Genomic DNA, 12,020 nt, shown 5'->3' with positions numbered 1-12,020 from the left:
AATTTGGCGAAAATAATTCGAACAGATGAGCATTTTAAAAGGAGTAGGTGTTGCATTGGTAACGCCCTTTAATGAAGATTTATCCGTTGACTTCGACAGTTTAACTAAACTTGTTGAATACAATATTGAAAACGGAACCAATTATTTGGTAGTATTAGGAACAACAGCTGAGGCTGCAACGCTTTCTGATGATGAGAAGAAACAGGTAATTGAACATATCATTAAGGTGAATAATAAACGTCTTCCTCTCGTATTGGGAATAGGCGGAAACAATACTCTTGAGGTCAAGAAACAGATAGAAGAAGCAGATCTTTCTGCATTTGATGCCGTACTTTCTGTATCTCCATATTATAATAAACCCAATCAGGAAGGTCTTTACCAACACTATAAATTATTGGCTTCTACAGGGAAAAATATTATTATATACAATGTTCCGTCCAGAACAGGGCAGAATGTTGATGCAGATACCACAATTCGTCTTGCAAAAGAATTCCCAAATCTATTCATGATCAAGGAGGCAGCACCAAATCTCTTACAATATTTTGATATCCTTAGAAAGAAACCTGAAGGTTTTTCATTGGTTTCAGGAGATGATGAATATACACTTCCTGTAACTTTAGCAGGAGGAAATGGAGTAATTTCTGTGATCGGACAGGGGTATCCAAAAGAATTTTCTACCATGGTACAATTGGCATTTGATGGGAAAGTAAAAGAGGCCTATGAAATTCACAATAAATTGGTTGAGATCACACGCCTTATTTTTGCAGAGGGTAATCCTTGCGGTATCAAAGTGGTATTGGCTGAAAAAGGAATTATTAAGAACTATCTAAGACTTCCATTAGTTCCTGCATCAGAGGGTCTATATGCTAAAATTAAAGCTGAAATGTCAAAAATTTAATTGATGAAATCGCTAATCGTTGATTTTAATCTCAATTTGAAATTCATTCATTTATGCGATAAAATTGATGATTTACAATTGACAACATATAATTAAGTGAAAGGCTTCGGCTTTTCACTTTTTTTAATCATAATATTAAAAATATGAAATTAACAAAAGCAACTGAAGAGAACGTTTCATTAATTCAGGATCTGGCCCGCCGAAGCTGGAAGAATGCTTATGCAGAGATTCTTTCTGAAGAGCAAATGGAGTATATGCTTTCTGAAATGTATTCTAAGGCTGAACTTGAAAGCCAGCTCCAAAATCCTAACTACCAATATTACCTGATTTTAGATGAAGATAATAATTCCTATGAAGGATTTATTGGATACGAACACAATTATGAAGACAAAACGACAAAGTTGCATCGCATTTATCTGATTCCGGAAAGCAAAGGAAAAGGGTTAGGAAAATTAGCACTTCAGTTTTTAAATAAAAAAGTTTCTGAAAACGGAAACAAAAGAATTATCCTGAATGTGAATAAATATAATGCTGCAAAAAACTTCTACGAATCCCAAGGATACAGGGTTTATGATGAGGGAGTTTTTGATATCGGGAATGGGTTTGTAATGGATGATTTCTTAATGGAATTTCTAATTCACGATTAATTGACTTAAAATTCTGTAACTTTATCCTGTAATTCTATAACAAGTGATTTCTTTTTTTGATTCATCTTTGTCTCAGAACCAAATCACTTATAACAATACATTCATATGCTTGGTTTTGAGCTTATTTAGCTTTTTATCAGTATATTTTTTTCATCCTTAGTGTTTAAATTCCTGTATTCTTTAATACAGGAGTTTTTTGTTGCTACGTAAAGTTTTAAAAAATATAACGCTATTTCACTTTTACTTGAAATAAATTATTATATTTACTAAAAAAATAGGCTTACTAATACTAGGATGAAAATGTACGTTAAATTTGATTTCAATGCCCTCTGTAAGAAGGTATTGGACGAAAAACTGAAAGAACATGGGTTGAAATACCGCTTGCTGAATTTCGGTGAGGTAGAGTTCTATGAACCCTTTACGCAGGAACAACATAATCTTTTTAAGAAAAATCTTGGAGATTATGGTATTGAGATCATCGAAAGCCAAAAAACGGCTTTAGTACAGAAAATAAAAGATGTAATTGTAGAGCTTGTCTTTTCTGAAGAGATTATTCCGGTAAAGGCATCTATTTATATTTCTGAAAAACTGAATCACAGCTATGGATATCTTTCTAACCTATTTTCAGAAGTGGCTTATACATCCATAGAAAACTTTATCATTCTCCAGAAAATAGAACATGCTAAAGCATTGATCATAAGAAACAAACAAAGCCTTACAGAAATAGCCCATAAGCTGAATTACTCCAGTGTAGCCCATCTAAGTACACAGTTTAAAAATACAACGGGAATTACACCCTCTCAGTTTCAAAAAATTATAGGAAAAAGAAGAAGAGCCCAAAGTGTGGAAACAAACCCTAAAATGCAGTATGAATAAAGAATTTCTGAACGTAATAGTAACAGATAACGATGAAAACACCTTAATTTTTTTTAAAAACATATTTAAAGAGCTTAAAATCTCAATAAAAATTCAATGTTTTTGTAATGGAAAAGACTTGATGGAGTATTTAAATAACGAAGATGCAGTTGTCCCCGAAATAGTTTTTATGAAGTACAGCATTCCCGAAAAGAATAGTATGGAATGTATGGATGAAATAAAGAAACATGAAAAGTTCAGCAACATGGTAACGACAGTTTACTATGATCAAATTACTGAAAATGAAATAGAAGATATTTTCGTAAAAGGAACTAATATTTGTATGAAAAAACCTTCTGACTTTGAAAGCTTGAAAAAGGTACTTACGGATGTTATTACTATCAATTGGCAGTACCATACTTCAGGATTGAATAAAGAAAATTTTATCCTTAAAGTATGATGAATAAATAGTTTCGAGATCTTCATTTTAAAGAAATGGAATGGTATTTAATGCATACTATTCACACAAAAGTGAGAATTTTATAATTAATAATTGAAATAATATAAAATAAAATTCAGTTAATATCCGGACATTTGTAAATATAAATTCAGTGACACAAATTTGATTATATACATGAAGATACAGATGAATGAAGAGTAATTGTTTCTACAGAAAATATATAAATCACGATGTTAGTTAACAAAATGAATTATATTAATTTCCAATTTTAAAGCATAGAAGATCTTTAAACAAAACGGTACAATCATGAAAACTTGAAGTAGTTGGAGATATTTTTATTCGTTTCATTCCCTCATCTCCACCTAAACACAGTTAGTTTTTATAATAAGCAAGTTGGAAAAATAATTCATTTTGTTTTTTATAATTTATTTTAATGGTTTGGGCTTAATCTTTATCTTATTCAAATAATATATAGATATTTTCACACCACACCACATCACAAAATATTAAGGCCTAAACTATTAAAATAAATTTTTTAAACATACCAAAAGTAATTTCTTCTAAATAACAGTTTTATAAGGGGACCGCAGGAAAATTTTTCTGCGGTTTTTTTTATGAAATCTTACTCCATTTATTTTTTCCTTTGTAGTACCTGATATAATAATTCTTGATAATCAGGTTATCTGGTCTTGCCAACACTGGGTCAGCTTCCAGAATTTTATCAACAGTATTTTTTGTTGTCTTAATGATAGCAGAATCTTTCACAAGATCTAACCTTTTGAAATCTACAACGCCGCTTTGCTGTGTTCCCAGAATATCTCCCGGACCACGAAGCTGCATATCAACCTCAGAAATTTTAAAACCATCATTGGTTTCAGTCATTGTTTTGATACGGGTTCTGCTTTCCTTGGATAATTTATCGGAGGTCATCAAAATGCAATAGCTTTGTTCTGCACCTCTTCCCACACGACCTCTAAGCTGGTGAAGCTGTGAAAGACCAAATCTTTCAGAACTTTCAATCACCATGACAGAAGCATTGGGAACATTTACGCCCACTTCAATAACAGTAGTGGCTACCATAATTTCCGCTTTTCCTGAGGCAAAATAAGCCATGGCGGCGTCTTTTTCATCCGGTTTCATTTTTCCATGAAGCATGGTAACATTGTAATCTGAGAAAAACTCCATGACATGTTCAAGACCTTCCATTAGATTCTTGTAATCCAGTGTTTCAGATTCTTCAATCAGTGGATATACAAAATAAATCTGTCTTCCTTTCTTTATTTCATCCCTACAGAAGTTATAAACATACAGTCTGTCTTTTTCACGTCTGTGAGCTGTGATAATAGGCTTTCTTCCTACCGGCATTTCATCAATTACTGAAACATCAAGATCGGAATAAAAACTCATAGCCAATGTCCTTGGAATAGGAGTAGCTGTCATTACCAGAATATGTGGCGGGATCTTATTTTTAGCCCAAAGTTTTGCTCTTTGCGCTACACCAAACCTATGCTGTTCATCTATGATAGCCAATCCAAGATTCTTAAACTTAACTTTATCCTCTAAAACAGCATGAGTTCCTACAAGAATGGAAAGTGTCCCATTTTCAAGCTCCTCATGAATAATTCTTCTCTGTGCAGCCTTAGTAGAACCCGTCAAAAGCCTAATATTGATTCCTGTTTTCTCCAGTAAATCTTTAATTCCATTATAGTGCTGCTGGGCAAGAATTTCTGTAGGTGCCATCATACAGCTCTGAAAACCATTATCCATGGCAATAAGCATTGTCAATAACGCTACCATTGTTTTTCCGGAACCTACATCCCCCTGCAAAAGTCTGTTCATTTGAATCGGCCTTTTCATATCCATTCGGATTTCTTTTAAAACCCTCTTTTGTGCATTGGTCAATTCAAAAGGAAGATGATGTTCATAAAAATCATTAAAATGATCTCCTATGACAGGAAAAGGGTTTCCGAATGACTGGGTTTTATGATGAAGTTTTTTTAAGCCATATCCTAATTGAAAAAAGAAAGATTCTTCAAATTTTAGCCTGAAATCTGCCTTATCAAAATATTCTAAGTCCTTAGGAAAATGTACATTAAGAAAAGCATGCTGCCTCGACATAAACTTGAATGTTTTCATTAAGTATTCTGGGAAATTTTCCTCAATCAGATTAGGAATTTCCTTACAAATATTCCTTAATGCATTTTGAAAAAATCTTTGGCCTAACCCTCTTTTCGTAAGTTTTTCAGAACTTGGATAAATGGGCTTTAAACGTACATCTCCGTCTTTGTTTTCCTCAGCCTCTATTTCAGGATGTGGCATGGAAAACTGGCGATTGAAAACATTGATCTTTCCAAAAATATAAACATCGCGGTTAATGGGAAGCTGCTCTTTCAGCCATTTTGAATACTGGAACCAAACAAGATCCATACTGCCCGTATCATCATTGAATTTAGCAGATAACCTTTTGGTTTTTCCTGTCTGAATTTCCTGAACCTGAGTGATTCTTCCTTTCAATTGAATTTCCTGGCTGGTTTCTTCCTGAAGCTGAGAAACTTTATAAATTTTACTTTTGTCCAGATAACGGATAGGATAGAAATTGAGCATATCTTCTACAGTGGATAATCCTAACACACTTTTGATGAGTTTGGCTCTTTCCGGACCTATTCCTTTTACGTATTCTATGGAAGTATCTAAAGTCATTTTTTATCTGAGGCTCGAATTTCGAGAATCGAATTTTGAATGAGAAAAATAAAGCTTCGAATTTCGGTAAAATAAAAAAGACTTCCAAAAAAAATTGAAAGTCTTAAGTTGTTTATAAGGATCAATCCGAAATAGGATCGTTTGTTAATCTTTAATTTTAGATTTGAATTTTCTCTGGTAATCTTCCCACTGTTCCCTGGTACGAATCTTTTTAAAGAGATCCTTTGAGATCAATTCCAGATAAGGTTCCAGTTCCTTGGCAGATAATTCTCCCTGAAGAATAGTGATTGGATCACCATGTTCATCTAAAAATACAGTACTGGGAACAGCTCCTACATTCATGTACTGAGTGAACTCATGCAGGGAGTTTTTCCCTTTTTTATGTTCTGTATCTGGATTAGAAAATGTTCTTCCAAAAATTTCAAAGCTCTTTTTTTCTTCAGCGTTGAATTTTACAGGATAATAATTCTCATTTAAAATTTGGGCAATAACAGGATGTCCATACGTTTTTTTGTCCATAATTTTACACGGTCCGCACCAGTCTGCATAAAAATCAATAAGAATTTTCTTAGGATTTTCCTTTTGAGCTTTCAGTGCTTCCTCAATAGTCATCCATTTTACCTGTGCAAAACTAAAGTTTAATAGGAGTAAGAGAACTATGCTTAAAATTTTCTTCATAATTTGTGATATTTAAGTAAAAATAAGCATAATTACTTATTCTTTATTTTACCTCCTGCATTAATTTTTTCACATACGGTGATATCAAAATTAATACCACTCCGGCAATTATAGCGTACAATCCCAATTGTTTATATCCATCAGTATAAGTGATCAATTCATCATAGTTGGTAGAACCCTCTTTTGCTGTTGCAAGACTTGCTCCGATAATACCGGCAACGTATTGTCCATAGGCTGATGCCAAGAACCACATCCCCATCATCATTCCCTGAAGATTTTTGGTAGATAGCTTGGTCATAATGGATAATCCAATAGGAGAGAGGCAAAGTTCTCCAAGGGTGATAATTAATAATGCCAATGTGAAGAAATTCAATGAAGTGATCCCTTGAAGATCAGCAAATAAACGGGTTGCGAATAAAACATAATATCCTAATCCCAGGAAAATAAATCCTAAACCGAATTTAATGATGGTATTTGGTTCAATTTTTCTTTTATTCAACCAAATCCAAAGAAGTCCGATTAATGGAGCAAGGAAAATGATGAAAAATGCACCTCCTGAATTATTAACCCCATTCGGATCTAGTCCAAAAAGGTCTTTGTTTAGGTTTTTTGCTGCAAAAATGCTTAAAGACCCTCCACTTTGCTCATAAATTCCCCAGAATATAATTGAGAAAATGATGAAAACTAAGGCTGCCCAAAGCTTCTTACGCTCTGCAGCGGTTACTTTAGACATTTCATAGAACAAATAGATTAATGTTAATGGCCCAATGGTCCACATAAAATAATCTGTATATTCTGTTTTGGCTACCATGGTCATGATGATCGGGACAAAAACCAGAGATAAAACATATACTCCGTATTCTTTCCATTTTGGAATGGGGGCTGATTTTGTTTCTGCTAAAGGATGTCCCGGCTGAAGCCCGATTGTACCTAATGTTCTTTGGGTAAAGACAAAATTGATCAAACTGATAACCATTACAATTGAAGCTAATCCGAATGCAATATGCCATCTCATTTCTTCAGCGATGATATTACTTAAAAATTCACCTTTACCAATCGCAATACAAAGGTATCCTCCTAATAATGCTCCAAGATTAATCCCGGCATAAAAAAGCGAGAATCCTGCATCTGCTCTTGAATCGTTTGGCTTGTAAAGCTGACCTACCATGGATGAAATATTCGGTTTGAAGAAACCTGTTCCCACTACGGTAAACGCGATTCCTAGGAAAAAGAATTTGTGTGGATCTGTAGCCAGAATTAAACTTCCGACAATCATCAGAAGTCCACCCCAGAAAAGGGATTTTCTGAAACCTAGAATTTTATCTGCAAAAAGACCACCTATAAAGGTAAAGGCATATACGAAGGCCTGCGTGGCTCCATATTGAAGGTTAGCTTCTTTTTCATGGAAGTTTAGCTGGGAGATCATGAAGAATACCAGCATACCGCGCATTCCGTAGAAACAGAAACGTTCCCACATTTCAGAGAAAAAAAGACTCCAGATTTGTCTAGGGTATTTTCCTTTGAAATTTTGTATTTCATCTAAAGTTAAGCTCATAATGATATATGATTGTTTTAATTAAGGGTTTTTATTATCCTGATCCAGTTCAAAACGAATTCTGTCCTGATCGATGATTTGTTTTAATTCTTCTTCTTTTGGGAGGTACAGCAAGTATTTGCTGGCAAATAAATTATTTTTATCATTGAGCACAGAGTATTTTACAATAGTTTCATCTGAAACTCTTTCGTAGGTAAGGGAGTTAATTTGTCTTTTATTCTTATCATCCTGGCTGGAAAGCAATCGGTAATGAGACCAGCTCAATTGTTGAGACAATGTGTCAACAATTGGAAAAGCGATGTAAAACTTACGCATATTAGAAAGGTTTGTATAGTCAAACCCTTTTCCAAATTCTAAAGTAAGCTTCTGAGAAAGATTTTTTAAGGTGTATTTTCCGTATTCAGCGCGTTCTTTCCCTTGTTGTTCATCTTCAACAATAAGTTTTCCAATCTGCCAGTAAGTAAGTAGCAGTGTAGAATTCGCTATTCGAAAAACTTTTTCGCGCGACTGTCTAATGATCTCCTTTACGGATTGGAATAAAGAATCTTTGGAAATTTCCATCATACGAAAATAAAAAAAACCTCTGACTTAGCAGAGGTTTTATTTATATTTTGTTAATGCAATTAGTTTACACCGTGCATCATTTTCTTTAAGATTGGAGAAAGTAAGCCTAAGATTACAGAAGCAATACCACAAAGTACCACGAATACCATGAAGAATTCAAATAAATTGTGAATCTCAAAACCTACAAAAGTAGGGTTGTGTAATGGTAGTTGAGCTTTTTCAAATGCCGCAACCTGTTCAGTAGTTAAAGTTACTTTTTTATCCAAAACATCCTGAAGATTTACTCCAATTTCCTGTGCTTTTTTAAATTTATCACCTGTTGCAGGGATAAGTGCTCCTAATGAACCTGCCAAGGCATATCCTGCAGCATTAGAGATAAAGAAAACACCATATAATAATGAAGCGAATCTTTTTGGAGCTAATTTACCCACCAATGATAATCCGATTGGAGATAAACAAAGCTCACCACAAGTTTGGATGAAGTATAAAAGCATTAGCCATTTGATTGCTAATAAACCTGAGCTTCCTAAATCTTTTACATTGTGTGCAATGATGAAGTAAGAAAGAGCAATAAGCGCTAATCCCATTGCTTGCTTGAAAGGAGATACCGGCTCTTTTCCTTTTGCTCTTAGCTTATCCCAGCATAAACTGAAAGGAACAGCTAATAGAACTACGAAAATTCCGTTAAAAATCTGAACCATTGAAGGAGGCATATTCCATCCGAAAATGTTTCTGTCTGTTTGATTATCTGCAATGAACGTTAATGAAGATCCTGCTTGTTCGAAAGCCGCCCAGAAAAAGATAATGAAGAACGAAACAATATAGATTACCCAGATTCTTTGTCTTTCAATTTTGTTTTCTGCAGAAGACATAATCAAGAATGCAAGAGAAATACCTGCTGCGTAGATGAATGGATAGATGATTCCTTTAATCATTTGCCCCATTTCCATTGAGTTAAACCCAAGTTCTCCTACCAATAAATATCTGAATACGAAGAATAAAACTACAAATATACCTACAGTAGCTCCTAAGAACATTCCTGAGAATTTTGCTGTTTGAGATTCTCCCTCTTCAAAATCTGCAGTTGAGTTGTTTTTTGGAAGTCCACCAATAGGTCTTCCTTCCGGTGTTACTACATATTTGTTTTTAAGGATAAAGAATGTTACAGTTCCAATTACCATTGCAATTGAAGCTGCTAAGAATCCCCATTTGAATGCGAAAATATCTCTTACTCCAGTTGTAGCATCTTTTACATCTCCTACATATGGACAGATAAATTGACCTAAGAATGCTCCAATATTGATCCCCATATAGAAAATAGTGAAAGCAGAATCCAGTTTAGATTTCTCTTGTTTTGGATAAAGGCTCCCCACCATTGAGGAAATATTTGGCTTAAAGAATCCATTACCAAAAATAATAACGAATAAAGCCAGCCACATAATAAGTTTAGCACTTCCAATATCAGCAGAGAAAGTAGAGGCACTAATGAATAATAAAAATTGCCCAATCGCCATTAAAGATCCTCCGATGATGATCGCAAATCTGTTTCCAATATATTTATCAGCAATAAACCCTCCCAAAAGTGGCGTTAAATAACATAGAGCTAAAAATCCACCATAGATAATCGCTGCATCAGCTTCTTTTATCAATAAGGAATTTACCATAAAGAGCGTCAAAAGTGCTCTCATTCCGTAAAAGTTGAAACGCTCCCACATTTCCGTTCCGAATAGAACCCATAATCCTTTTGGATGTCTGGAACCCTTATTCTCTACAAATTCATCCGGTTTCGGACTTATTGCTTCAATATTATCCATTTCTATTGTTAATTTTTGTTAAGACTGACAAATATAGTTTATTTTGGGTTTTTGGCAAGGTTTTAATTTTATTTTTAAATAAAAAAGCTGCGGAACCATTCCGCAGCTTGTTATTCTTTATAATAGTAAGGATTAGTGCCCTTTTTCTTTCATAATTTTATTCAATCTTTTTAACATTGAAAGGCCTAATAATGTAGCAAATATTAACAAAGCGAAATTTACAAGGAAATAATTCGTTTTGTTTTCGTAGCTATACCAAGTACTCGCCAGAATTCCGGAAAGTTTGTTACCCACAGAATTCGCAAGGAAAAATCCACCCATCATTAAAGCTGTAATTCTAGCAGGAGAAAGCTTGGAAACGAAAGAAAGTCCCATTGGAGAAAGACATAATTCTCCAATTGTAATGACTCCATAACTGGCTACCAGCCATAGGGGGGAAACTTTTACAGCTCCGTTGTCTCCGGCCATTACTGCTAATACCATTACAAGGCATGATAATCCTGAAATAAATAGTCCTAAAACGATCTTGGTTGGTGTCAGAGGTTCTTTTCCTTTTCTTCTTAACAGCGCCCAGAATCCAACAATAACAGGAGTCAGTGCAATTACCCAGAATGGATTAATGGATTGGAATAATTCTGTATTATATAGATATACTTTATTTTCAGGATTTTTCTCTAAAGCGGCACGTTGCTCAGGAGAAATATTTTTAAAATAAACATCTTTTCCGGTTTCTTTCTTGGTTTCTCCGTTATCATCCTTTTGAGATCGGAACTGATTATCATAAACTGGAGTTTCTTTGTCTTCGTAACTCTTACCCTCCACCATATAAATACCTTCCAATGGCTTTTCAAGAGAAGCAGGAACACTTCTGTCCGTATAATAATTTGCCCATCTTGTTAAAGCGGTACCATTCTGCTTGAAAACCGCCCAGAAAAACATACTGATCAGGAATACAGAAAGTAACGCACCAATAGATGCTTTTTCATCAGGCTTAGCTTTAAAGTAAAGTGATGCGTAGAAGTAAATAACAGGAATACATGCGAAAATGAAAGCATCTGTGCTATCACTTCCAAAGATATTATTAGGTATAAACCAACCAATTCCTCCAGCTACGATAGCAGGAACAAATACTTTAAGCATAATTTCAGAAAGTTTTGTATCTCCTTCCTGTACAGGCTTCATTTGTGCTGCATGGATATAGTGTTTTCTTCCGATTGTAAAAATAACCATACCAATCAACATCCCAACTCCGGCAGTAATGAAAGCTTCACCCCAACCGAATTTATTACGCATAAATGCAGCAATAATATTACAGATAAATGCTCCGATGTTGATTCCCATATAGAAAATATTATATCCGGAATCTTTGTTGGCTTTATAAGGTTCTTCAGAATAAAGATTTCCTAAAAGTGTAGAAATGGTTGGTTTAAAGAAACCGTTTCCAATGATAATTAAAGCTAAAGAAGAATAAAATAAAGGTAAATCCTTGAAAACACCCATTCCTATATATCCGGCAGCCATTAAGAAGCCTCCAAGATAAATAGATTTAATATATCCTAAAACTCTGTCTGCCAGGAAACCACCAATAAACGGGGTAAGGTATGTGAGTGCAATATAAGTTCCGAAAATATCATCAGCAGTTTTGTCAGGTAATCCCAGACCTCCTTTCATGCCCGTAGGCTCAATTACATATAGCACAAAGATTCCAAGAATCAGATAGTACCCGAAACGCTCCCACATTTCAGTGAAAAAGAGAAAAGGCAGCCCTTTAGGATGTTTAGTCTTCATATATTCAAATTTCAATTCCCCCAAAAATAAGTTTTTAATTTCAATTGATAAAATAAATAAT

At 34.3% G+C, this 12,020-nt stretch carries 10 protein-coding genes; 4 read left to right on the top strand and 6 right to left on the bottom strand.

The genetic code is table 11. The annotated features are described in order from the left end of the window. The first annotated feature begins 25 nt into the window (after window positions 1-25). From dapA to C1638_RS16780, 4 genes are all read left to right on the top strand, one after another. Window positions 26-898 (top strand): 4-hydroxy-tetrahydrodipicolinate synthase, encoded by an 873-nt coding sequence (dapA, locus tag C1638_RS16795; RefSeq protein ID WP_109622881.1) that lies wholly within the window; start codon window positions 26-28, stop codon window positions 896-898. A gap of 143 nt (window positions 899-1,041) precedes the next feature. After that, window positions 1,042-1,545: a GNAT family N-acetyltransferase gene (locus C1638_RS16790; protein ID WP_109622879.1), complete on the top strand. Its 504-nt coding sequence runs from the start codon at window positions 1,042-1,044 to the stop codon at window positions 1,543-1,545. 294 nt (window positions 1,546-1,839) lie between these two features. Beyond that, window positions 1,840-2,421, top strand: coding sequence for a helix-turn-helix domain-containing protein (locus C1638_RS16785; protein WP_109622877.1), 582 nt, complete (start codon window positions 1,840-1,842; stop codon window positions 2,419-2,421). Then, window positions 2,414-2,860 carry a response regulator gene (locus C1638_RS16780; RefSeq protein WP_109622875.1) on the top strand — a complete coding sequence of 149 codons (447 nt, stop codon included), beginning with the start codon at window positions 2,414-2,416 and terminating at the stop codon, window positions 2,858-2,860. Before C1638_RS16785 ends, C1638_RS16780 begins: the two co-directional genes overlap by 8 nt. A 612-nt stretch (window positions 2,861-3,472) precedes the next feature. On the opposite strand, the gene recG is transcribed toward C1638_RS16780, so the two are convergent. The 6 genes from recG to C1638_RS16750 all read right to left on the bottom strand — a co-directional run bounded on the left by recG (window position 3,473) and on the right by C1638_RS16750 (window position 11,959). Next, window positions 3,473-5,560, bottom strand: a complete 2,088-nt coding sequence (recG, locus tag C1638_RS16775; RefSeq protein ID WP_109622873.1) for an ATP-dependent DNA helicase RecG — start codon at window positions 5,558-5,560, stop codon at window positions 3,473-3,475. Window positions 5,561-5,704: 144 nt separating this feature from the next. Further along, window positions 5,705-6,238: a thioredoxin family protein gene (locus C1638_RS16770; protein ID WP_109622871.1), complete on the bottom strand. Its 534-nt coding sequence runs from the start codon at window positions 6,236-6,238 to the stop codon at window positions 5,705-5,707. 43 nt (window positions 6,239-6,281) lie between these two features. After that, a complete protein-coding gene (locus C1638_RS16765) occupies window positions 6,282-7,793 on the bottom strand; it encodes a peptide MFS transporter (protein WP_109622869.1) in 1,512 nt (503 codons plus the stop codon). 21 nt (window positions 7,794-7,814) lie between these two features. Further along, window positions 7,815-8,357: a DUF1016 N-terminal domain-containing protein gene (locus C1638_RS22565; protein ID WP_228428197.1), complete on the bottom strand. Its 543-nt coding sequence runs from the start codon at window positions 8,355-8,357 to the stop codon at window positions 7,815-7,817. Between the two features lie 59 nt (window positions 8,358-8,416). After that, the gene (locus C1638_RS16755; RefSeq protein ID WP_109622865.1) at window positions 8,417-10,171 is read right to left on the bottom strand and encodes a peptide MFS transporter; all 1,755 of its coding nucleotides are present in this window, start codon (window positions 10,169-10,171) and stop codon (window positions 8,417-8,419) included. A 132-nt stretch (window positions 10,172-10,303) separates the two neighbouring features. Further along, entirely contained in the window at window positions 10,304-11,959 is a 1,656-nt protein-coding gene (locus C1638_RS16750) for a peptide MFS transporter (RefSeq protein WP_109622863.1), read from the bottom strand. Window positions 11,960-12,020: the final 61 nt, after the last annotated feature.

It is taken from the genome of Chryseobacterium oncorhynchi, assembly GCF_002899895.1.
Lineage (GTDB): Bacteria > Bacteroidota > Bacteroidia > Flavobacteriales > Weeksellaceae > Chryseobacterium > Chryseobacterium oncorhynchi.
The sequence above is the reverse complement of the archived record's forward strand: the minus strand, read 5'-3'. Positions and strand labels throughout refer to the sequence as shown.